Source organism: Acinetobacter sp. COS3 (genome assembly GCF_000475335.1).
Lineage (GTDB): Bacteria > Pseudomonadota > Gammaproteobacteria > Pseudomonadales > Moraxellaceae > Acinetobacter > Acinetobacter venetianus.
This window is the reverse complement of sequence record NZ_AXCD01000056.1, coordinates 78,904-103,443: the sequence shown is the minus strand read 5'-3', so window position 1 is coordinate 103,443 and position 24,540 is coordinate 78,904. Positions and strand designations below refer to the sequence as shown.

Annotated in this window: 22 protein-coding genes; 5 read left to right on the top strand and 17 right to left on the bottom strand. The window is 39.4% G+C overall.

The window, feature by feature from the left end; genetic code table 11:
* Positions 1–4 precede the first annotated feature (4 nt).
* From pstA to IO68_RS30285, 3 genes are all read right to left on the bottom strand, one after another.
* Positions 5–1,399 (bottom strand): phosphate ABC transporter permease PstA, encoded by a 1,395-nt coding sequence (gene pstA, locus IO68_RS30295; RefSeq protein ID WP_023014005.1) that lies wholly within the window; start codon positions 1,397–1,399, stop codon positions 5–7.
* A complete protein-coding gene (gene pstC, locus IO68_RS30290) occupies positions 1,396–2,775 on the bottom strand; it encodes a phosphate ABC transporter permease subunit PstC (RefSeq protein WP_004880917.1) in 1,380 nt (459 codons plus the stop codon). The genes pstA and pstC overlap by 4 nt, the downstream gene beginning before the upstream one ends.
* A gap of 101 nt (positions 2,776–2,876) precedes the next feature.
* Positions 2,877–3,908, bottom strand: a complete 1,032-nt coding sequence (locus IO68_RS30285) for a substrate-binding domain-containing protein (protein WP_023014004.1) — start codon at positions 3,906–3,908, stop codon at positions 2,877–2,879.
* 574 nt (positions 3,909–4,482) lie between these two features.
* Between IO68_RS30285 and IO68_RS30280 the strand changes: the two genes are divergently transcribed.
* On the top strand, positions 4,483–5,535 hold the full coding sequence (locus tag IO68_RS30280; RefSeq protein WP_023014003.1) for an aromatic ring-hydroxylating oxygenase subunit alpha: 1,053 nt from the start codon (positions 4,483–4,485) through the stop codon (positions 5,533–5,535).
* 82 nt (positions 5,536–5,617) lie between these two features.
* Here the strand turns inward: IO68_RS30280 and IO68_RS30275 are convergent, their stop codons facing one another.
* Together IO68_RS30275 and IO68_RS30270 are read right to left on the bottom strand one after the other, a co-directional pair.
* Positions 5,618–7,150: a pyridoxal phosphate-dependent decarboxylase family protein gene (locus tag IO68_RS30275; RefSeq protein ID WP_007483647.1), complete on the bottom strand. Its 1,533-nt coding sequence runs from the start codon at positions 7,148–7,150 to the stop codon at positions 5,618–5,620.
* 2 nt (positions 7,151–7,152) lie between these two features.
* Positions 7,153–8,523, bottom strand: coding sequence for a diaminobutyrate--2-oxoglutarate transaminase (locus IO68_RS30270; RefSeq protein ID WP_004880925.1), 1,371 nt, complete (start codon positions 8,521–8,523; stop codon positions 7,153–7,155).
* A gap of 467 nt (positions 8,524–8,990) precedes the next feature.
* Between IO68_RS30270 and IO68_RS30265 the strand changes: the two genes are divergently transcribed.
* Positions 8,991–9,692 (top strand): SIMPL domain-containing protein, encoded by a 702-nt coding sequence (locus IO68_RS30265; RefSeq protein ID WP_023014002.1) that lies wholly within the window; start codon positions 8,991–8,993, stop codon positions 9,690–9,692.
* Positions 9,693–9,738: 46 nt separating this feature from the next.
* Here the strand turns inward: IO68_RS30265 and IO68_RS30260 are convergent, their stop codons facing one another.
* Entirely contained in the window at positions 9,739–10,200 is a 462-nt protein-coding gene (locus IO68_RS30260) for a GFA family protein (protein WP_023014001.1), read from the bottom strand.
* Positions 10,197–10,865, bottom strand: coding sequence for a TetR/AcrR family transcriptional regulator (locus IO68_RS30255; protein WP_023014000.1), 669 nt, complete (start codon positions 10,863–10,865; stop codon positions 10,197–10,199). Before IO68_RS30255 ends, IO68_RS30260 begins: the two co-directional genes overlap by 4 nt.
* Positions 10,866–10,974: 109 nt before the next feature.
* On the opposite strand from IO68_RS30255, the gene IO68_RS30250 reads away from it, so the two are divergent.
* A complete protein-coding gene (locus IO68_RS30250) occupies positions 10,975–11,439 on the top strand; it encodes a hotdog fold domain-containing protein (protein WP_023013999.1) in 465 nt (154 codons plus the stop codon).
* 45 nt (positions 11,440–11,484) lie between these two features.
* Here the strand turns inward: IO68_RS30250 and IO68_RS30245 are convergent, their stop codons facing one another.
* Both IO68_RS30245 and IO68_RS30240 read right to left on the bottom strand, forming a co-directional pair.
* Entirely contained in the window at positions 11,485–12,579 is a 1,095-nt protein-coding gene (locus IO68_RS30245; protein ID WP_023013998.1) for a fatty acid desaturase family protein, read from the bottom strand.
* Positions 12,580–12,593: 14 nt separating this feature from the next.
* A complete protein-coding gene (locus IO68_RS30240; RefSeq protein ID WP_023013997.1) occupies positions 12,594–13,661 on the bottom strand; it encodes a ferredoxin reductase in 1,068 nt (355 codons plus the stop codon).
* A gap of 138 nt (positions 13,662–13,799) precedes the next feature.
* Between IO68_RS30240 and fabR the strand changes: the two genes are divergently transcribed.
* Positions 13,800–14,495: an HTH-type transcriptional repressor FabR gene (gene fabR / locus IO68_RS30235; protein WP_004880941.1), complete on the top strand. Its 696-nt coding sequence runs from the start codon at positions 13,800–13,802 to the stop codon at positions 14,493–14,495.
* Positions 14,496–14,517: 22 nt separating this feature from the next.
* Here the strand turns inward: fabR and IO68_RS30230 are convergent, their stop codons facing one another.
* Entirely contained in the window at positions 14,518–15,651 is a 1,134-nt protein-coding gene (locus IO68_RS30230; RefSeq protein WP_023013996.1) for a DUF389 domain-containing protein, read from the bottom strand.
* A gap of 249 nt (positions 15,652–15,900) precedes the next feature.
* Here IO68_RS30230 and dps point away from each other — a divergent pair, with 249 nt between their 5' ends.
* Positions 15,901–16,398, top strand: a complete 498-nt coding sequence (dps, locus tag IO68_RS30225; RefSeq protein WP_004880945.1) for a DNA starvation/stationary phase protection protein Dps — start codon at positions 15,901–15,903, stop codon at positions 16,396–16,398.
* Positions 16,399–16,457: 59 nt separating this feature from the next.
* On the opposite strand, the gene rapA is transcribed toward dps, so the two are convergent.
* The 7 genes from rapA to IO68_RS30195 all read right to left on the bottom strand — a co-directional run bounded on the left by rapA (position 16,458) and on the right by IO68_RS30195 (position 24,536).
* Positions 16,458–19,295: an RNA polymerase-associated protein RapA gene (rapA, locus tag IO68_RS30220; RefSeq protein WP_023013995.1), complete on the bottom strand. Its 2,838-nt coding sequence runs from the start codon at positions 19,293–19,295 to the stop codon at positions 16,458–16,460.
* A 143-nt stretch (positions 19,296–19,438) separates the two neighbouring features.
* Positions 19,439–20,083, bottom strand: coding sequence for an RluA family pseudouridine synthase (locus IO68_RS30215; RefSeq protein ID WP_171068581.1), 645 nt, complete (start codon positions 20,081–20,083; stop codon positions 19,439–19,441).
* A 130-nt stretch (positions 20,084–20,213) separates the two neighbouring features.
* Entirely contained in the window at positions 20,214–20,642 is a 429-nt protein-coding gene (locus IO68_RS30210; RefSeq protein ID WP_023013993.1) for a GlcG/HbpS family heme-binding protein, read from the bottom strand.
* Between the two features lie 347 nt (positions 20,643–20,989).
* Positions 20,990–22,288 (bottom strand): glutamate-1-semialdehyde 2,1-aminomutase, encoded by a 1,299-nt coding sequence (gene hemL / locus IO68_RS30205; protein ID WP_023013992.1) that lies wholly within the window; start codon positions 22,286–22,288, stop codon positions 20,990–20,992.
* Positions 22,289–22,368: 80 nt separating this feature from the next.
* On the bottom strand, positions 22,369–22,980 hold the full coding sequence (thiE, locus tag IO68_RS30200) for a thiamine phosphate synthase (protein WP_023013991.1): 612 nt from the start codon (positions 22,978–22,980) through the stop codon (positions 22,369–22,371).
* Between the two features lie 212 nt (positions 22,981–23,192).
* Positions 23,193–23,303 (bottom strand): hypothetical protein, encoded by a 111-nt coding sequence (locus IO68_RS33955; protein ID WP_161626788.1) that lies wholly within the window; start codon positions 23,301–23,303, stop codon positions 23,193–23,195.
* A 117-nt stretch (positions 23,304–23,420) separates the two neighbouring features.
* Positions 23,421–24,536 carry an ABC transporter permease gene (locus IO68_RS30195; RefSeq protein WP_023013990.1) on the bottom strand — a complete coding sequence of 372 codons (1,116 nt, stop codon included), beginning with the start codon at positions 24,534–24,536 and terminating at the stop codon, positions 23,421–23,423.
* Positions 24,537–24,540 lie beyond the last annotated feature (4 nt).

Here is a 24,540-nt window from a genome sequence, read left to right as displayed (position 1 = left end):
TCTATTACCAACGCACTTCAAATTTCTTACGAAGCCAAATTGCAAGGCTGTTTAAACCAATCATTAACGCAAGTAACACAATAATCGCAGCTGCGGTACGCCCTTCAAAGAAGTTACGCAATTCATTACCTTGCCATAAATACACTTGTACAGGTAATGCAGTTGCTTGATCAAGTGGTGTCGTTGGAACACTTGCAACGAAAGCACTCATACCGATCAAAAGCAATGGTGCAGTTTCACCTAATGCCTGAGCAACACCAATAATTGCACCCGTTAAAATACCTGGTAAAGCTAAAGGTAAAACATGGTGGAAAACGGTTTGTACTTTTGATGCACCAAGACCTAAAGCAGCCTGACGAATCGAAGGTGGTACAGCTTTTAATGCGGCACGTGTCGTAATAATCACAGTTGGTAAGGTCATTAAGCTTAATACCAGACCACCGACTAAAGGTGCTGAAAGGGGTAACTGCATCCAACCAATAAAGATCGCCGCACCCAACAAACCAAATACAATCGAAGGAACAGCAGCCAAGTTGTTAATATTGACTTCAATAATATCCGTCATCACATTCTTTGCTGCAAATTCTTCAAGATAAATCGCACTTGCAACACCGATTGGAATCGAAATGATGATCACGATGAGCATCATGAACAATGACCCCATGAAAGCACCAGCCAAACCACTAATCGCAGGTGAACTACGAGAGTCTGGACTTACGAATAAGTTGGTATTGAAGGTATTCTTGATAATGCCTTCTGCTTTCAATTGATCTGCAATCTGACGAACTTCTGGATCTAACTGCTGTTGATCATCAGGTAATGAGCGATCAATATTGCCCGCTAACCATACATCAACATTTGCATCTGCTAAGAATTTAATGTCTTTCTTAGTTCCAATCAGAGATGGATCAGCCAACACCATATCACGTAGACGATATGACTCTGAGCTAGTGTACAAGCCGCTGAGATAATCACGTTGAGACTCCAATGCTTTGTCTTTTGAAACAATGCCATTTACGATCAACGCATCCCAATCAACCATACCCATTTCAGTTTGCCAAGCGATCATACGCTCTTCAAAATGCGCTGGAGTCTCACCTGCGGTTTGTTTAGGTTTCGCGCCTACATCAATAATTGTTGGATCGAAATATACTGGAACTGTGATACTGCTCTGCCAAAATGCAGGCAAGCCTTTTGATAAAATACTTCCAAACAACAATGCTACAAACGCAAGGCCAATCATGACTGCTGAAAAGCCAGCAATACGGAATGCCTTTTCTTTGCGATGACGCTTTGCCAAAGAACTTTGAATCTTACTTTTGCGCTGTTCACGTTGTTCAGCAGCAACTTGAGGATCAAATGAATTTGGATCCAAAGGAGATGTCTTTGATGAACTCATTCGTATTGCTCACGATATTTGCGCACGATGTACAGTGCAATAATGTTTAAACCCAAAGTAATGACAAACAGCGTTAAACCAAGGGCAAATGCAACCAACGCTTGAGGGCTGGCAAAGTCAGTATCACCTGTTAATTGCTTAACAATCGTGACCGTCACAGTCGACACCGCTTCTAATGGATTTGCGTGGAGTAATGGACTGTTACCCGCTGCGAGCACCACGATCATCGTCTCACCGATCGCACGAGAAGCTGCCAATAAGAATGCACCAACAATCCCTGGTAACGCTGCTGGAATGACAACCTGACGAATCGTTTCAGATTTTGTTGCACCTAAACCTAATGAACCATCACGTAAAGCACGCGGAACCTGTGTGATGATGTCATCTGATAACGAAGATACGAATGGGATAATCATAATACCCATCACGAAACCAGCAGTTAATGCACTGGTTGCATTGATATTTACACCAACCGTTTCACCCACCATTTTAAAGAATGGCCCGATGATCATTAAGGCAAAAACACCATAAACGATTGTAGGAATACCTGCGAGCACTTCAATTGTTGGTTTCGCCCAAGAGCGCAAACGAGGAGATGCATATTCAGCTAAATAAATTGCAATCATTAAGCCAACTGGCACAGCTACAAGTAGCGCGATACCACTTACCATTAAAGTACCCCAAATTAATGGTAGGATGCCGTAGCTTCCCTCTGCACTTCCTGTCGTACTAAAACCTGGATCCCACTCAGTTCCAAAGAAGAAGTCAACTGGACTTACAAATTTGAAAAAGTGCAATGCTTCGCTCAGCATTGAAAGAACAATACCGATCGTTGTAAGGATCGCAACGCCTGAACAAAGAATCAGACCTACATTAATTGCTTTTTCTACTTGATTACGTGCACGGTATTGCTGGCTCACATGACGTTTTGCCCAAACCAAACCAGCTAAAGCAACACTCACAACCACTGCAAATTTTGCAAATGACCCAATCGTTTGGAATTTTGCAAGTTGTTGAGCTGCCGCAACTTCATACGCTGCTGGTTGATCAGTCACCCCGAATCCAGAAGCAATCGCTTGGACACGATCAATTAAAACATCACGACCAGCTTCATCTAAATTTGCACTGATTGATGCTGGGATATTGTTAAAAATAATATGGTGTAAAACACTCGGTTCAACCAAGTTCCAAATCATCAAAATTAAAAAAGCAGGAATACCACACCACAAAGCAACTAACGCCCCGTAATACACTGGACGCGAATGTAGTGTTACTGAGTTATTTCCCTTACCTGCTAGGTTACGGCTTTTACTCAGCCCGATTTGATATGCAATTGCCACAAGGGCTAACAACACACCGATAAGTAGCAGATTCATGTAATCTCCACTGTTTTCTCAATTTTCATCATTTGAAAAAACTTAGCTAGACAAAAAGGCTGATGAACACACGTCTCACCAGCCTCCGTTTTCAAATAAACTTATTTAACTGATTTACCAGCTTTGAAATCAGCTAGGATTTTTGCACGCTCTTTATCGTTCATTGCAATCAAACCAGCTTTTTCTAATTTAGAACCTTTACCAGATACTTTCTTGTTCAAGAAGTATTCTACGTATTGTGGTAAACCTTTAATTGATTTTAAGTGCTCGCCTTTCACGTAGAAGAACAATGGACGAGAAACTGGGTATTGACCGCTCAAGATTGTCTTTTCAGAAGGTACAACGTTATTAACAGTTGCAACGCGTAGTTTGTCACGGTTCAAATCATAGAAACCCAGACCGAATACACCAACCGCACTTGGAGATGTTTTTAAACGAGCAAGAGTTTCTGTATAGTCACCCGCGATTTCGATTACACGACCATCTTTACGGAATGATGTACATGCTTTTTTCTGCGCGTCTTTGTCTAAACCTTTGATGTAATCATAAGCTTCACAACCTGCATCAACCATTTTCTCTTGGAATACTTCACGAGTACCATGGTTAGAAGCAGGAATTACTAAAGTAATTGGTTCGTTTGGTAAAGCTTTGTCAATTTGGTTCCAAGTTGTATATGGGTTTGGAACCATTTTACCGTTTGATGGTAATTCAGCAGCTAAAGCTGTAAATACGTGATATGGCTTTAATTTATAAGCAGCTTTTTTCACGTTAGATGCGAAAACGATCCCGTCGTAACCAATTTTGATTTCTTGGATTTTGTTTACGCCAGCTTTTTTACAAGCATCAATTTCTGATGATTTAATTGCACGAGATGCGTTTGCGATATCAATTGTGTTATCGCCAACACCTTGACAGAATTGCTTCAAACCACCTGAAGAACCGCCAGAACCAACAACTGGTGCTTTGAATTGTGGGAAAGTATTACCAAACTCTTCTGCAACAATACTTGCGTATGGTAATACAGTTGAAGAACCAGCAATTTGAATCGTATCACGAGCTGCGTTTGCAGTCGTTGCTACAGTTGCCCCAGTTACAGCTAATGCAATTGCGAGATTACGTGGATTTAAGCGCATTCTGTTTTCTCTCATTTATACAATTTGATTTACAACTCTTTTAAATTCAAGTGTTGTACTTTGGTTAACTGCATTTTGATTAGATAATATGACAAATAAGTTACAACTTTGTGACGCTTTGATGATAATTGATATACTGCATCAAATTTAATTAAATATTATTAAATATCAATATGTAAGATGAATGAAAATATTCTTCTAAATCCTGCAATCACCATTGAAATTGCAATATTTATTTGAATTATTACAGCTTACATTTGATTTTTTACAGAAAAACTCATCTTTGATGATAAAAAATTATAGTGAGTGGAATACTGATGATTTTTCCATCAACTTATAGTATGACATATTTATTAAAATGAACATCCATCCTCACGTAACATCGTTTTTTAGATGATTTGGGTATTTAAAAGAAGAATATAAGAGTATGAAAAACTAGCTTTTTATCAATGATATATCATTTAAGTTTTTTTAATTGTGTTCTAAAAATATCGATAGTTCATTCAGTTTATTGAAATTTCTTAGAACAGATGATTGATCTATATTTGATTTGAATAGATAGAAAGATCAGATCATGAATACCAAAACCATCGCAACATTTAATCCAGATTTGCCCGTTCATATGACATTTTCAGAGCATGATTGGCACTTGCTCGCTCAACACTGGTATCCAATTGCATTAGCCCGTGATATTTCAGAACAACCTACTGCCGCAATGTTGCTCGATATGCCGCTGGTCATCTATAAAATGGCCGATCAACTGGTTGTCGCCAAAGATGCTTGTCCTCATCGTGGAGTTCCTCTGAGTTTAGGGCATAATGATGGTAATGGTATTGTTTGTCGCTATCATGGTTTACGCTTTGGTGAAAATGGAAAATGCAACCGTATTCCAGCCCACCCTCAACACAAGATCTCTGAACGCTTTCATTTAAAAACTTATGCTGCACTAGAAAAATATGGGCTGATCTGGTGCAATCTCACAGCCGCATCTGATGCTTTAGCAAATATTCCTGAAATGCCTTACTGGGAACATGCTGATTTTCAGCAATTGGTTTGTCCGTCTGTTGATCTAAATTGTTTTGCAGGTCGACAACTTGAAGGATTCATTGATGTCGCACATTTTGCATGGGTACATCCTGATACTTTTGGGGATCCAGAGAATGTCGAAGTACCTGATTACACGACAACGGAAACAACATATGGTTTTGAAGCAGATTACATTAGTAGTGTCGGGCGTTATCCAATAGGTACAGATCAACGTGGCAAAGAAGGCTTTCAATGGTTGAGACATTTCGAAATCAGCCTACCTTTTACAGCCACGCTGACAATTCATTTTCCTAACGAGACTAAACAAGTAATTATGAATGCCGCATCGCCAGTATCTGCCCGACAAACACGTCTGTTTGCGCCGATCTGTCGTAATTATGATAAGGATTTACCAATTGAGGATGCTTATAAATTTAACCTAGAAATTTTTGAAGAAGACCGACTGATTGTTGAAACACAAAAACCTGAATATTTACCATTAGACTTATCCATGGAAGCTCATTTTCCAGCTGATCGCAGTTCAAGCATGTATCGAAAACTATTGCGAAAAATGGGATTCAGTCCCATTTTTGCAGCCTAATATAATTTTCTAAAAATTTATAAATAAAAAAGAGGTCTTTCAAAGACCTCTTTTTTTATTGTCATATCAAATTAAATTGCAATTAATCAATCGCAGGAACATAAGTACCAGCAACAATTGCATCTTTAATACGATCTGCTTCTGCTAGCACAAGCGCAAGCAAGTTTTGAACGTTTTCAAGTGTCGCAACTGGGCTTAAAGTCGTCATCTTCAATGATTGAACATTACCCACTTTTGTTACACCGATATTTGCTTCACCACGTGCAAATAATTCATCTGCAACGTTTTGGTTCAAGCTATCAATAAACTCTGTAGGATAACCTTCTGGCACCACACGGAACAACACTGAAGCGAATTGTGGTTCGATCAACAATTCGAGACCCGCAGTAGCTTTGATATAATCAGCAACTTCACGCGTTAACTTCACACCGTGATCAATCATTGAACCATAAAGCTCTTCGCCTAATGCTTCTACAGTCATCCACAATTTCAATGCATCAAAACGACGAGTCGTTTGCAATGATTTAGAAACTAGGTTTGGAACCCCGTGTTCTTCATCATAAGCAGAGTTAAGATATTCTGCTTCATAATGCATAAAGCGATAGTTTGCCTCGTCTTTCAATAAGAAAGCGCCACAGCTAATGCTTTGGAAATAATGCTTATGGAAATCCAGTGTAATCGAATCAGATAACTCAATACCATCTAGCATTGCACGATGATCATTTGAAAGAATCAGTGCACCGCCCCAAGCTGCATCAATGTGCATCCATGAACCATATTTATTGGTAATTTCACGGATTTTCTTGAGTGGATCAATCGCACCAGCATCTGTTGTACCTGCGGTCGCAACGACACAAGCAACAATTTTGCCCTCAGATTGAAGATGAGCCATGGTTTTTTCTAGCGCATCAACATCCATTTGAGCATTTTCGTTTACAGGTACTGTAACTACTGACTGGAAGCCCATGCCCATCATCGCCATGTTCTTTTGCACAGAAAAGTGTGCATTTTCAGAACAGATGACTTTGACGTTTCTCATTGCTTCAGCTGGAACACCATCACGCTGAACAGACCATGGTTTACCATTTTCGTCTTTCCAGTTTTTCGAGATGCACCAGTCACGAGCTAGTAACACACCCATTAAGTTCGACTGCGTACCGCCAGAGGTGAATACACCTGCTTGACCTGCACCATAACCCACTTTTTGACGAAGCCAATCGATGAGTTGAACTTCCATCAATGATCCAGCAGGGCTTTGGTCCCAAGAATCCATTGATTGGTTAGTCGCATTGATTAACACTTCCGCGATTTGGCTCATCACCATAGTTGGGCAGTGTAAATGTGCGAGTGAATGTGGATGATGTACTTTTAAGCTTTTGTTGAGAAAAAGCTCAACCATACGTTGTAATGATTGCTGTACACCTAGACCTTCTTTTGAAGGATTAAAAGAAATTGCTGCTCGCAAATCTTTAATGCTTCCGCCCGTATACATTTTGTCGTTTTGCAACCATGCTGAAACGGCATTCACCGCCTCGCCCATTGCTGACTGATAGTCAGCAATAGATTGAGCATCATTGCAGAGTAACGCTTTACGATGTTCTGCAAAATCAACCATGGTTAGCCTCGTACTGCTTTTAATGCTTCAGCAATCGCTTTCTTAAAGCGAGCAATGACTTCAACACATTCGTCTTGATTGATGATTAACGGGCAAAGTAAACGAATGACTGTACCGTTACGACCACCTTTCTCAAGCAATAATTTATTGTTGAAACATGCTGCCTGAATTGCTGCTGCTAACTGAGCATCAGCAGGATGAGAACCCATATGATCAGCAGGTTTACGCTCATCAATGATCTCAATCCCGATCATTAAACCGCGACCACGAACATTACCAATACATGGGAATTCTTGAGCAAGTTTTTTCAACTCAGCTTGTAAGAAATCACCACGCTCTTGTGCATTTTGAGCAAGGTTTTGTTCTTTGATAACTTGCAATGAAGCTAAGCCTGTACCCATTGCTAATTGGTTACCGCGGAATGTACCTGAATGTGTACCTGGCTGCCATGCATCAAACTTACGTTTAATACCTAATACTGCCAATGGTAAGCTACCGCCAACCGCTTTTGACATCACTACAACATCAGGCTCGATTCCAGCATGTTCAAAGGCAAACATTTTACCTGAACGCGCGAAACCAGCTTGAACTTCGTCCAAAATTAAAACGATGTTGTGCTTTTCAGTCACTTCACGGATTTTCTTCAACCATTTAACAGGCGCAGTAACAACACCACCTTCACCTTGAATTGCCTCAAGGATTACAGCAGCAGGTTTTGTTACACCGCTTTCAACATCTTCAATGAAGTTTTCAAAGAAGTAAGTTAAAGCATCAACACCAGCTTCACCACCTAAACCAAGTGGGCAACGGTATTCATGTGGGTATGGCATAAACTGTACGCCTGGCATTAAGCCATTTACCGCATTTTTTGCGTTAAGGTTGCCTGTCATAGACAAAGCGCCATGGGTCATACCATGGTAACCACCAGAAAAACTGATTACTGAACTACGGCCAGTATATGTTTTTGCAAGTTTAATTGCTGCTTCTGTACCATCTGCACCTGTTGGGCCACAGAATTGTAAGCAATACTCTTCTTTACCGCCTGGCAAATAAGCCAAAAGCGCTTCAGTAAACGCATCTTTTAAAGGTGTCGTTAAGTCTAAAGTATGTAGAGGCAAACCACTTGCCAATGTATCTTGAATACTTTGAATCACCGCAGGATGATTATGACCTAAAGCCAATGTCCCTGCCCCAGCTAAACAATCAAGGTACTGTGTACCTTCAACATCAGTAACCCAGCAGCCTTGTGCTTTCGCTATCGCTAACGGTAATTTACGTGGATAACTACGAACATTTGATTCCATCTGACTTTGGCGAGTCAAATAATATTCGTTAGTTGCATTTGCGGCAGGGTTTACGGAAGTAACGCTCATATCGAATTACCATCTCTGATATGGGTAAAAGAAATAAGTCTGGTGACTTGTGGTCGTTTGACTCGGTGCTTTTTAGATTCTAGTACAGACACAATGTTTTATATCTTTTAACTAGGTGCGAGATGATACCTAATTTTTAAAGAAAATAAACACTTTTTATGCCCCACATTCATCTAATATTATTGAAAAAATGTTTCTTTCAATGAACTATGATGAATTATCATCATACTATGTGACAAGCTTAAGAAAGTAAGCTTTTTTTATCTGGGTCTTGGTTTTTAGATAAATGGTCAAATAAATAAATATAACCATATAATTATTAATGTTTTTTATTTTAATTTTATGTTGCAAAACATAGATAATCTCTTACAAAGAAACCACAAAATATGCAGAAGTTCCCCATCAGTTCATTTTAGGATCAAAGCTGTAAAAATAATTTTTTTAATAGAAATTCTAAGGAAAATTTTATGCGTAATTTAGCACTCGCGACGTTGATGATTGGCGCAACCCTTAGCCCAAAACTTTTTGCTCAAGAGACCAACGATTTGAACTATAACGTTGTAAATATTCAGGCAGATGCTTCGCGCCAAGTTGCCAACGATGAAATGCAAGCTGTTTTATATATTGAGAAAAGTAATAAACAACCTGCTGAACTTTCTAATCAGATCAATCAGCTGATGAACCAAGCACAAGCGATTGCTCGTAAATATCCTCAAGTTAAGGTGGAAACAGGTGCTCAAAGCACATATCCAATTTATGACAATGACAGTAGAAAGCTAAAAGAATGGCGTGCTCGTGCAGAAATTCAACTTGAAAGTAAAGATTTCAAAGCAGCAAGCCAATTGGTCAGCGAATTGCAACAGAACTTCCAGACCCAATCTATCAACTTTACTGTATCTGACGAACAACGAAAGAAAGTTGAAAATGAATTGATGATTGAAGCTTCAAAAAACTTTCAACAACGCGCGCAAGCCATTACTCAGGCTTGGAATAAAGCACAATACAATTTGGTCAGCCTTAATTTAAATACCAGTAATTATTTCCCACAACCCATGATGCGTGGTGGTGTCGCTAAATTTGCAATGGCCGAGGCAGCACCTGCACAAGATATGGCAGCTGGTGAATCAAAAATCACTGTGAATGCGAATGGTTCTATTCAATTCAAATAAATACAATAATTTATCTAAAAAGCAGAAGACTGTTGTCTTCTGCTTTTTATTTATTCAACTCAAAGTAATCTTGGAACTCCGCACCCGTTGGCAGTTCATCAAATTCAAACGGCACGGTATGATTTTTAGACCAATTGGCTTGTGAGTTCGTGCAAAAGTTCAATTCTTTCTCAGGGACAAAATCTTGTTCAATCAAACCTAAAGGAATCCACATAATTTTTGGATTACTGCCTAACGCATTAGGTACAGGCGAACCACATTCTGTACAAAATGAACTGGTAAAGCCTGTTGCTTTGACATACGTCCGAATGAATTGCTGACCTTGTTGCCAACCAAACTGTTCTGACAAGATGAAGGTCGCCGTGTTCGAGGCTGCTCCACTCTGCTTACGGCATAAACTACAATAACAACGACAAATCGTTTTAATTTTAGGGATATGAAATTGAAATTTGATTGCCCCACATAGACAAACGCCATTAAATAGTTGCTTTTGCTCTAATGCTGTCATAACGTTTCACCCGAATGATGTTTCTCAATCGTTTTATATTGATTGCTTAAACCCTGCAAAGAATCCCACGCTGCTTGTGCCAACATTTCCCGATACGCTTTCGGATCAGCAACCACTTTTTTAGACAACCAAGCACGACAATAACTCTCAGATGCACCAATCACCAATGACATGATTAGCTCAATCGGTATATTTTTAAATGATTCAAAATCTAAATAGCGTGAAACATGAGCCATAATTTTTTGATTTCTTGTTTTATTTTTTTCGCTTAATACCTGTTTATACTCACTTTGCATGACACTGAAATGTGCTAATAATAAAAACTTTGCGAATTGCGGTTGCTCAGAGACCCAATCAACATAACTATAAATCAATGCAGAAATCACATCTTGTAATGATTTTGCCTCATCTAAATATTGCTCGCGTAAGCAAGCTTGATCATCTAAAGCAGCGAATACCAATGCTGCAATGATGCCTTCTTTATTTTTAAAATGATGATAAATCGCACCCACACTACTTTCCGATTTGTCCCGAATCATCTCAATACTGGTGGTATCCAAACCGAACTCAAGAAAACATGACAATGCATCCGACAAAATTTTCCTTTTGAGCAATGATCTTCGTTGAGGATATAAACGTTCTAATAATTGCTGAGCCATAAGCATAATAAATTTTAAATAGCCAACCGTCGGAACTATTGTGTATGACTTGATCATTATTTGTAAACAGAATTATATTCTGTATTAGAGTTTAATTCTATTTGTGAGAAATTTAATGGCTTCAACTTTAGAATTATGGAATAAAGTATCGGCGTTACCTGCTGGAAAGTGGATGTTCACTCGAATGCTCTGCTTAAAAGCACCTTATTTCAGTAGCATTTCCCCATTATTTGAAGAGCTAAAACCAAGCTCTTGTAAAATATCGATTAAGAAAAAGCGCTCAGTGCTCAATCACATCGGCACAGTTCATGCGATTGCAATGTGTAATATGGCAGAACTCGCAGGTGGAACAATGACAGAAGTGACTGTGCCTGAAACTCATCGCTGGATTCCGAAAGGGATGACCGTTGAATATTTAAAGAAAGCAGAAACAGACTTGATTGCTGTAGCAGCACCTGTTGAAAGTCATTATGACTGGGATAAGGCTGGAGAATATCTGGTGAATGTCGATGTACTTGATCAACTCAATGAAAAGGTTTTCCACGCAACAATCACAATGTGGATTTCTAAGAAAAAATAATAAAAATCCCCGAACATTTAGTCGGGGATTTTCACTATTCTGTCTTTACTTTTTAAATGGTAATGCATATTTAAAAATACGCCCGACCACTTCACCGAACTGTTTTACAAAACTGGCATTATTATAATGCAAACCATATTTCTCACAGACAGCTTGCACTTTAGGTGCAACTTGGCGATAACGACGTGCAGGAATATCAGGGAATAAATGATGTTCAATTTGATGACTTAAATGCCCTGTCAAAATATGAAATGCTTCCGAACCCGTCAAATTTGATGAACCGCGAATTTGACGCATATACCAATGTCCACGGCTTTCATCTTGTATTACCGATTTCGGGAATACTTCAACTTCTTTGGTAAAGTGACCACAGAAAATAATGCTGAAAGTCCACACATTACGAATGCCATTCGCCACTAAATTACCTGTAAATACAGGAAGTGCCGAAGGTCCAGCGATCAATGGGAAAAACACATAATCTTTAAAAAGTTGCTTTGCTATTTTCTTTTGGGCTGGCTGCCATTCACGCCTAAATTGCGCCATCGTTTTGCGTTTATACAGCACTTTACCCAATTCAAGATTTTGAATGGCAACGCCCCATTGGAATAGTAAGCTGAACGGTACGATATACATCGGTTGGATTAAAGTAAATTTGTTCCAACGTTGTTCTGGAAATAGACGAAATACCCCATAACCCACATCATCATCCATACCCTTTACATTGGTATAAGTATGATGCTTAAAGTTATGCGTTTGTCTCCAGTTGTCAGAAGTTCCGACGGTATCCCATTCATAGGTTTGACCATTAAACTTTGGATCATTCATCCAATCATACTGACCGTGCATGACATTATGCCCCAACTCCATGTTTTCCATGATTTTGGCGAAGCCTAATAACCCCGTACCTAATAACCATGCTGGTGGGAACCATCCAGCAAATAGCAAAGCACGGCCTAAAAAGCTGCTATAACGGATCGTAGAGTAGACACGGCGGATGTATTTTGCATCTTTTTTACCCAAGTCATCTAAAACATCTTGCTTGATCTGATCTAATTCACGAGCGAAAGCATCTAACTCTGCGGCAGTTAAATCACGATTTTTTGGATTTTTAAAAAATTCAATTTTAACAGGCATATTCATCGTTAATTTCTCTCTTATAGATCAATCACAAGATCTGATTGAGCTGAATTCACACAAATTTTTAATAACTGAGTGGGTTCTTGATTGGCAGCACCGTTCAATAAATTTCGTGTCGCACCTTGAGCTTTATTACATGCACATTTATTACAAATACCCATACGGCAACCATGATTTGGCTTGATACCTTGCTGTTCTAAACTTGATAAAATTGACTGTCCTTTCGGAATCGCAACTGTTTTATTCGATTTCGTCAATGTGACATTAATAAAGCCTGTATCAGTTAAATCTGCATCAAATTGGCTCAAACTAAAGGCTTCTGTTTGAATCTCAGCAGCATGGCTCAATAACGCTTCAGCTGTTACCGCAAACCCTGATGGGCCACATGCATAAACAGTTGTGTTATCTAAGTTTTCAAGTTGATCTACATACGCTTGATTCAAACGTTGATCTTGGGCTTGAGTATAGAAAACCTGATAGCTAAAATTAGGGAAATTTTCTGTAATTTCAGTCAAATAATCGATATAAGCAGCATCTTCATTGGTTTTAACCCAGTACATGAGTTTGACCGTTGTTGTTTGAAGTTGCTTTGACTGGCTCAAACCTTCAACTAGACTCAACATCGGTGTAATACCACTTCCCGCTGCAAGCAATAACAAATGAGGGGTTTGAATATATTGTTGCATATCCCCGTAAGGTTGACCCAAACGTAAAATATTTCCAACTTGACTCTGCTCGACCAACCATGAACTGACCACACCTTGGTCTACTTTTTTCACAGTTAAACACAAATGATCATGATCTAACTGCATCATGCTATAGGTGCGCTCATAATGGCGACCAGCAATCTCTACAGTGACAGGATGATGTTGCCCTGCTACGCCATGTTTAACATGCCGATTGCATTGCAAAATAAGACTAACCGTATCTTTTGCCACAATTTGTTTTTTTACGATTTTGGCAAGTGGCTGATTTACAGACCATAAAGGATTAATTTTCTGTAACCAAAAATTGGTGTCATGACTATTCATTACGCTTTGAGCTAATGAATTGAATAGAGAAATTCTCTTTTCGACTGCTTGCATGAGCGATAACTCTGATCGTTTTTTAATTATTATACATATGTATATATATTTGTATATACACTCGTATAAAAATTTACATTTCACAAGTTCATCGACTACAGCTATAATCCCGACTAGCTTACTTATTTTTTGAAAACAATGGTTCATTCTTCTTTTTTACCGCTCGGCTCAGACACATTAAATGAACAAGATGTCATCGCGATGAAAACACCTGTACGTTCAGTTGGCAGAAAAGCAACAATTACGAAAGAAGAGTTATTCCAAGCAACTTTGAATCTAATTGGTCCGCAAAAAAGCATTGCTTCATTGAGCTTACGTGAAATTGCACGTGAAGCTGGTATTGCCCCGAATAGCTTTTATCGTCATTTCAAAGATATTGATGAACTAGCCATTGCTTTGATTGATCGTTCTGGTTTAGTACTACGTAAAATTATTCGTGAAGCACGCTTACAGGCATCAATGCAGCAAAGTATTATCCGCAGCTCAGTTGAAGTATTTATTCAACAACTTGATGCGGATGAAGGAAATTTAAGTTTATTACTCCGTGAAGGCTACACAGGTTCGACCTCGTACAAAGCTGCGGTTGATCGTCAGCTTAATTTCTTTCAACAAGAACTCCAAGAAGATTTAATTCGTTTAGAACAAATGAATGATAGCAAAATTAGCCATGCTGACCTTGTTGCCAAAGCAATTACGCAACTCGTATTCAACATGGGCGCACGCGTTATTGATATTCCTTCTGAGCAACGCATGGAAGTCGCAGAACAAACCATGATCATGATTCGAATGATCTTAGAAGGTGCTCGTCATTTAGACGAGGCGAGCATTCGCTAATTTCTTCACTCTTTTAATATACTTACTGTGTGATTAAGCGCTTCGCCGCTTGATCACTCAAATTTAATGCTTGCTTATCCCCTGCCTGAATAATGTGTATCGGTATAAATCGAACCTGAACAATAGTGGGTTTCTTTTTAGTGTCTTTAGGCAAAACATCATTTAATTTTTGAATTTCAGCTGAACTTGGCACCGTATCCCCCTCGACCACCACACGGGCTAAGGTATATTGACTTTGAGCATCAAACTGTATTTTATCAATAATATTATTATTTTTATTTAGTGTTGAAATGATTGTGGTACGTGCTTTGGTTTCGTAAATTTGCTTTTGAATCATATGCAAAAAGTTTGCAGTTAAATACACACCGAGAACCAGCAGAAATAGTAAGCTCACAAAGTTTCGTTTAATAAATTCTATTACATTACTTTGTACCTCCTCATCTGATCCACGTCTAAAACCAGCAATCCATAACACCAAAGAAGAACTAATTTGAATCGCAATAATATTGGTAAATGCCAATAACATAGCATTCGCAGAGAGACGTAAATCCCAATGTGCAAGCAAAATACCACTTGCAACCAAAGGCGGAACAAGTGCTGTAGCAACTGCGACCCCAACCACGGCAACCGATAATCGTGGTGAAACTGATGCAAATGCTCCTGCAGCTCCCCCAGCCAGTGCAATCATTAGATCAATCACATTCGGTTGAGTACGGGATAGGATTTCATGTGTCAGTGGCATATTAAAATTAATAAGGCCCAATATCACTCCAATCCCAAAAATCATTGCCACACCAAGTGCTAAGGTCTTCAATGCCGTGACGAATAAGATCCAACGATTATCAATGAAAGAGAGTGCAATCCCCGAAATTGGACCAAGCATCATTGCTACAAGCATCGCACCAATCACCACAGCAGAAGAATCAGCGAGTAGACCATAACCTGCGATCACAGCAGCCAAAGCATTCATAATGAAAAATGTTTTGGTGGGTAATGCATCTGCCTGAATATTGAGACGTACGAGCTTATGATCTATCTTTTTAGAATTTTCACGTAATGCTTGCTTATAGCGTAACTTTTCTTTTAAAACCTCAATCTTCTCTTGTTCTGGATGATCATTAATAACAATGGTTGCTTTATCTTTTTCATTTTCCATTTGTTCTATCTCTTCATTTGAAAGTCAAATTGGCTACCATTTTATCGGTGCTATTTAACATTTATCTTAGATCAGTCTACTTTAACTTAAGATGCTGTAATCACTTCAAAAAAGGTATTTAAACTCACTATAATTTACAAAAGGCTTAACAATTCGAACACTCATCTGGCCACTCAAGGCTTACTCTAAATGTGAAATAAATAGTTTTTATTCACTGTGTTTCACAAACGATAACTGAATGAGGTAACTATGAATTCTTCAGCAGCGAAAAATTTAAAAGTATATACACGTAATAATTTAGATGATTCGATTAAAGAAGCGACTGTAAAAATATTAAATCAAATTCTTGCCAATCTTATCGATTTATCATTATTAACCAAACAAGCGCATTGGAACATGCGTGGTAGTAATTTCATCGCAGTACATGAAATGTTAGATATGTTCCGTACTTCGATTATTACTCACTTAGATAATGTCGCTGAACGTGCAGTACAAATCGGTGGTACAGCTTTGGGTACAACTCAGACAGTTTCTGAAACGTCGCATTTAAAGCCATATCCTGTGGCGATTCATGCAGTTCAAGATCATCTAAAAGAGCTTGCTGATCGTTATGGTGTCGTTGCGAATCATTTGCGCGATACGATTGATGAAATTAAAGATCCAATTTCGGAAGATATTATTCATGCAGCTTTAGAAGACCTTGATCAATATTTATGGTTCTTGGAAGCCAATATTGAGCAAAGCTAATTATTTTTAGCTAATAAAAAAGAGGACTCAATTGTCCTCTTTTTTTGTTTCTATCTCAGTTAAGGTTTAACTACAACCAAGACCTGAATCGCTTCTGGAGTCACAGACAAACTATCGAGTAAGCCTAGCCCTTCTTTTTGGAACTTCTGTAAACGCTCGATTTCATCTTGGCGAATACTTGGGTTAAATTGCTTGAGGTAAGCTAAACGGTCAATTTCATATTGCCATTTTCCACTGTAATGCTCTTTCGCTTGTTGCATTAACTCTGGCAATGATTCTTTTGCAATATCCAAAGCCTGTGCATAACGTGACTCAATTACTTCACGACGCGCTTTCACCACTTGGCGACAGCTATTGCCATCTAAATGATGCAAGTATGGACGCAAAATGCTTGGATCAATCTTCGCAGACAAGTCTTGACCATTTTCACTGAGTAATACACGGATCAATTGCTTTGGCAAACTTGCTGGTAAATTCAAAGCTTTTGGTGCAACTACATCAACCTTAAACCAAACCTCAAGTAAGACTGAACCCTGCTTCAATGCATTTGATTTCAGCAACGCAACATTGGTACTACCAAATGACTGTGTACGGATCATTTCCATCACACTTTCAATAAATGGGTGTTCCAAGGTCAAATACTGAGCATCTTCACGAATCTGTGCCTGATCACGATAGAAAGTCGCCGTCATGCCTTCTTCATCCAAAGTCAAACCTTGAACTTGCATTTGATCCGTTGGTTTGATGATCACTGTACCGTTACTTTGCTCATCAAAATCAATATTGGTTGATGACATGAAACGCTTCACAAACATTGGCAAAGTGGTGTTGTCATCATAATCTTCAAGCGCTTGAACAATGCCTTGCGCTACAACAGGACGGCAAGAGTTGTACTCAAGCAAACGATCACGACCTGCTTGTAATTCGGCTTCCAATGCTTGACGTTGTACATTCACTTCTTCAAGTAAATCTTCAAAGGTCTGACCTTGATCTGCGAGTAAGCAATCTTTCAGCTCAACAATAAAATTCTCTTGTAGCGTTTGTGCCGTTGGAGAAATATTGCTGAAAATATTGAGTGCTTCGTTATACCAACGGAACATACGCTCTTGCGCTGTACCCATGAGATAAGGCACATGAATTTGAATACGGTTTTCTTGACCGATACGATCCAAACGACCAATACGCTGTTCAAGTACGTCAGGGTTTGCAGGTAAATCAAATAAAATCAAATCACTGGCAAACTGGAAGTTACGTCCTTCCGAACCAATTTCCGAACAAAGAAGAATCTGTGCGCCATAGCTGTCTTCTGCAAAATATGCTGCAGCTTGGTCACGCTCTAATAAGCTCATGCCTTCGTGGAACATCGCGGTACGAATGCCCGCATGTAAACGCAAAACATTTTCCAGTGCTTCGACGACAGGACCACTACGTGCAATCAACAACACTTTTTTATGTTTTAAATCTTTACGCAGAACTTCCATCAACCAAGGCACACGCGGATCATTTTCCATCCACGCGCCATCAAGTTGACCTTCTTCTGGCCACATTTGCTCACGCATTTTGCCATCAAACGACCAGTCATCTGGTGCAGCTAAAGGTGCAGGTTGGCAATCACGACCAGGGAAACCTTGAATCGCTTCACGGGTATTACGGAACAAAATACGACCTGTACCATGACGATCCAATAATTCGTGAATCGCACGCATACGCTGTTCGGGCTGATCATCAATACGATGACCCAATAAGCCATCCAATGCAGTAAGATGCTCTTCTGTTAATGGATCATCAGACATCAACACTTCAGCAACTTTTGCTGTTTGTTGATATTGCTCCTCTTCATCAAGGAAACGATCTAAGCTACTAAAACGTTGCGGATCGAGTAAGCGTAAACGTGCAAAATGACTTTCTACACCTAACTGTTCAGGTGTTGCAGTGAGCAGCAACACACCTGCTGTCTGTTCTGCCAATTCTTCAACGAGGTCATAACGATCATTGCCGCCTTCTTCTTCACTCCACATCAAATGATGTGCTTCATCGACAACCAATAGATCAAAACCAGCTTCCATCGCCTGCTCACGCAAGTCATCATGGTCAACCATCAGGTCAACGCTAGCAATAATGCATTGTTCAGTCAAGAACGGATTCAAATCAGGATCATGTTCTTTGATCGAAGCACTACGGGTTAAATCAAACAATGAGAATTGCAGATTGAAACGGCGACGCATTTCAATCATCCACTGATATTGCAGTGAATCAGGCACTAAAATCAGAATACGTTCTGAACGTCCTGTTTTCAGTTGTTGATGAATGATCAAACCTGCTTCAATGGTTTTACCTAAGCCCACTTCATCGGCCAATAAAACACGTGGCGCAAAACGCTTGCCGACTTCATGCGCGATATAAAGCTGATGCGGAATTAAACCGACACGCGCACCCAGAAAACCACGTAAAGGACTAGTGTGCATTTGCGCCTGCAATAACATGGCTTCAATGCGGAGGTCATACCACTCTTTATAATCGACTTGGCTGGCCAACAGACGTTCTAAAGGTTTTGACAATTGGATTTGCGCACCGATACGAGTTTCATTCAGTGATTTGCGCTCTTGTTCGCCATTTTCCAGTGTACGAACTACATCATAACGAAGTACACCATGACGGTCTTCAATCGACTCAACAATCCACTTGACGCCTTCTTGGTCTTGTACTTCATCATTAACGTTAAAGATGATGCGAGATAAAGGCGCATTGTTTCGTGCATAGACACGAGTTTCATCACTTTTAGGGAATAAAATGCTGATAGAACGTTCATCGACATCAATAAGAACACCTAAACCAAGTTCAGTTTCTGTATCTGATAACCAACGTTGACCAATAGCAAACTGCTGCAATTTTTCCACCTTTATCTCAAGTTAGCCCACATATTGTATTCCTTAAATCAGATTAAATTTAAGGCATTTTATGTAGTTTTCAACAATGTATTTTGACACAAAGCACGATCAAATAGCGTGCATCACATCGTGTTTCATAAAAAAGTTTTAGACTAAAACGGCACGGCACAATCAAAGCTGAGTTGTGCACCAGTTTTAGGATGAGCGAAACTCAATTGTGTTGCATGTAAACACAATCGATCGTAAAGCTGCTGCTGTTCAGGTGTGGCATATAGGGTATCACCGAGAATCGGATGACCTAGATACTGCATATGCACACGAAGCTGATGTGAACGTCCTGTAATCGGAATCAATTTGACTCGAGTTACAGCTTGTCCTTGAATTTCTAGATGTTCGATCACTTGCCATTCTGTTAATGCAGGTTTGTGATGATTAGCATCAACGATATGTAATGGCGGGCGACTTGGATCATAAATCACAGGAATATCGACAGTGCCCTGACCTTCTAAATGTCCTGCAACCAAAGCTTGATAAATTTTTGAGGTTTGACGATCTTGGAATTGGCGTGAAATATTACTCTGTCCAAATTTAGACAAACCAAATACTAAGATGCCAGAGGTATCACGATCTAAACGATGAATTAGTAAAGTTTTTGGTTCTAGTTCTAATAAGCGATTGATTAAACAATCTTGTAAATCAGGTGTTTTCCCTGGTACGGTCAGTAAGCCTGCTGGTTTATGGATGACCATAAAATCTTCATCACGATGAATCAAATGTTCACTTAGAAAATCACTCAAGGTAGCCTTCCAACGACTGGATGAAAACAAGCGGGCAATCATAAAAAGCTTGGCGCTGAATTACAATGCATGACACGTATTTTTACTCTTTTTTTTCGTGTTTCTCTCGATATTTCATCCAGAATTGAATTTAAATGATGATATAGGTCTGTTGCTCTAGGAATCGTTGAATCGCATGCTGAGCAATTTCTGCATCTTGAAAAGATTGTACACCTGAAATACCAACAGCCCCTACTACCTGCCCTTGATAAACAATCGGCTCACCACCTTCTAACATGCCGTTTGCAGCATTTATGGTTAAAAAGCCAATTTTACCATCACGGATCATATCTTCTGATACTTTGGTTGCTCTACGGCTAACCGCAGCAGATTTCGCTTTTTCTTGACAAATCTCGGTCGATAATACCGATGCACCATCCATACGCTTCATCATCAGCAGCGTTCCACCTTCATCAACCACTGCAATACTGACATTAAAGCTATGTTCTGTTGCATATTGTGATGCTGCATCAACCAGAATTTCTACATCCGCAGCAGTTAAATAATGTTTAGTTTTCATCCGTTACTCCATTCCTATGAGTTTCTTATAAAAAGTTTGTTTAAAATTATATTATCAGCACTATCTTACAGCCTGCCTAAGCCCATATATCCACGCTTTGGAGCAGTTAAAGACAAACACAAAGATAGTGGATTATTCAAGCATATTTTACTCAATGGTACAGTAAAGATTCTTTATATTTATTGCTATTCTTAGCTTAGTTTTATCGTACAAATAAATGAGACTTCAGTAAGATTCCGTTGCGATCAAGCATTATTTTTAAACCTGTTAAGCTCTATATTCAGCTCAATTAAAATGCATCCATAAAAAAAGCCCGAATAAATCGGGCTTCTGTATGCATCATAGCATTATTTCATTTCTGCAAAAGTTTCTTTTGCTGCCTGAATAGTGTCTGCAATATCTTGATCTGAATGCATAGATGAAATAAATCCAGCTTCAAATGCTGATGGCGCAAGATAGACACCACGCTTTAACATGCCATGGAAGAATTTCTTAAATGCTTCAACATCACAGGCCAACATTGAATCAAAGCTGGTAATGTCCTCTTGATCGGTGAAATACAAGCCGAACATGCCACCCACTTGTTGAGTTTTAAATGGAATACCCGCTTCGTCTGCCGCAGCCTGTAAGCCTGCAAGTAATTTTGCGAGCTGTGCAGCCAGCTTGTCATAAAACTCTGGCTCACGTAAGTGTTTAAACATTGCAATACCCGCGCGCATAGCCAATGGGTTGCCTGACAATGTACCTGCTTGATAAACACCACCTAAAGGGGCGATGCATTCCATAATTTCACGTTTACCACCAAAGGCGCCGACTGGTAAGCCCGCACCAATGATTTTACCCAACGTGGTCAAGTCAGGTTTAACGTTATAGACCGATTGAGCACCACCTAAAGCGACACGGAAACCGGTCATCACTTCATCAATGATAAAGACCGACTTATATTCATCACAAGCATCACGGATCGCTTGCAAGAAACCGTCGATTGGCGTTACCAAGTTCATGTTGCCTGCAACAGGCTCAATGATCACGCCTGCAATTTCATGACCAAATTTGCTAAAGCATTCTTTCAATGCTTCGATGTTGTTATATGGCAGCGTTAAGGTATGCTTTGCAAAATCAGCAGGCACACCTTTTGAGGTTGGTTCTCCTTCCCCTAAAGTCAATAAGCCTGAACCTGCTTTCACTAATAATGAATCCGAATGACCGTGGTAGCAGCCTTCAAACTTTACAATCTTGTCACGACCTGTGTAACCACGAGCCAAACGAATCGCCGTCATGGTTGCTTCAGTACCTGAACTGGTCATACGCACCAATTCGATTGAAGGCATGATCTCGCAGATGGTATCTGCCAAAGTGGTTTCGTGTACCGTTGGCGCACCAAAGCTTAAGCCATCTTCCGCAGCAGTTTGTACTGCTTGAATAATATCTGGATGCGCGTGACCCAAAATCATTGGCCCCCATGAACCGACATAGTCCACATAGCGCTTACCATCAACATCCCACAAATACGCCCCTTTTGCCTTTTCAATAAAGACAGGCGTACCACCAACACCGTTAAATGCACGTACAGGTGAATTGACACCACCTGGAATATGTTTATTTGCTTGTTTAAATAGCTGTTCTTGCTTTGGAGATAAGCTCATAAGACTCAACCTAAAATCGAGGACGAGGAACGTTGTCGTTCCGAGAAACAATAAAAGTTCCGCAAAACGGATACATATAATTAGTCAAATAACGTTGCCCATGCAGTTACACGAGCAGGAATTTCGGCTGTTGATCGCCCTAATATATCACTAATTACCGCACAAAGGCTTGCACCAGCCTTAATCACCACTTGAGAATTTTCAACGGTCAAACCGCCAATCGCACAAATTGGTACAGAGAATTTTTGTTTGGCTTGTTTAATGACTTCGATGCCGACATTACCCGCCTCTGGTTTGGTTGAAGTGGCATAAACTGCACCAAAGGCTACATAAGTTGCACCATCAGCAATCGCCTTTTCAGCCAATTCCAGTGAGTTTAAGCAGGTACGACCAATAATCACACCTTTCGGTAAACGCGCAGCAGCATCACTTATTTCACCATCAGATTGTCCAAGATGTACACCTAAACTAAACTGTTCAGCCAAGTCTAAATCATCATTAATGACAAACGGGACTTGATGCTTTTCACAAAGTGCTTTGATCTGTTGCACTTCTAATGGCTGATCTAGTTTTGCTATTTTTTTACGGCGATACTGTAAAATGGCAATCTGCCCAGTCGATAACGCAACATCTAATTTTTCTAATAATAATTGTATTGGATCATCATTGGTGATGAGATAAAGACCGCGCATAAATCACTCGATAAAGATATTTTCGAGTGATACTTTAGTCAATCTGTTTATTGGAATCTATACTCAATTTATCCAATGTTCAGAATATCGACACGATATTTTTAGCACTCAAGCTCACTGTCTTTTCGCACACATTTGTTAATGACACATTTAATATCTTACGCTTTTTAAAGCCGCCTACGATTTTTCAATGAGAAACTAACCATTATAAATCAGAGAAAATACTCCCAAATGATATAACCCAAACCAAAACCCAAAAAGGCATAGAGTGTAATAATAAAAAAAACAAAGCTCGCATTATTTTTCTTTCTTAAAAAGCTCACTTTCACACCTCAACATAAAACTAGCTTATGTTTATTGTGCCCATTTCAATATCCAACCTGTAGGTACAGAATCTGATTAAAAAGCTATAACAGACAGCCAATCATTTTTCAAAAGACCTAAGACAGACGATTTCTAAACAGCCATGCAGCTAAAGGTAATGTGATTATCGCGAGTACAAACATCGGTACAAAATCCCACTTCACTTGTGAAAACGTTGCCCCCTCTAAATACACTCGCTGTACGAGATCAATTCCAAAACGCAGTGGGTTCGCATAAGTCGCAATCTCTAACGCATGTGGCATATTCTGAACTGGTGTCAACAAACCAGATAACAGCATTAATGGCATGATAATAAAGAATGTAAATAACATTGCTTGTTGCATATTCAGGGAAATTGCTGAAATAGATAGCCCAACGCCAACAACAGCAATATTAAAAAACAATAAGCCAAAATAAAGCAGAGTGAAGGAGCCATTCATTGGAATTTGAAACCAAAATAAAATGATGCAAAGAATAATAGTCGATTGCATCAAACCGACAAAAATAGGCGGTAAAGCCTTACCGATCATGATATGAATAGGTGTATAAGGCGTTACCAATAATTGATCAAAAGTTCCTTGTTCTCTTTCTCGTGCTACCGAAAGTGAGGATAGCAGTAATGTTTGCATCATACTTAATGCGGCAATTAACGATGGCATGATCCCCCATCGTGATTCCTGATTTGGGTTATACCAAGTTCGTACCTCTAAGCTGACTGATGCTTGCCCTAAGCGCTCCTGATTTACTTTTGCAACCACACTATTGATATAAGACCCGGCCATACCTGCCGTTGATGAATTTCGACCGTCTAAGATAACCTGTATCGGAGAAACTTCGCCTTGAGCCAGTTTGTCTTCAAAATCTGAAGGAATACTAATTACGGCCAAAGCAGTACGATCATCGACTACAGTTTTGATCTGAGTAGCATTATTGAGCGTGGCCGTTCGATTAAAAATACCCGAACCATCAAGATGAGATAATAATTGCTGTGAAACTTGTCCTTTGCTTTGATCTAAGACGGCATAGTCCACATGATTGACATCATAACTTGCAGCATAGCCAAACAATAAAGCCTGCATCAGCGCTGGCACAAATAAAATAATTCGATTTGCAGGATCACTAAAAATAGTGAGGAATTCTTTCTTCACTAAAACCAAGAGATAATTCAACCACACGACTATTTTTTGAATCATGTTA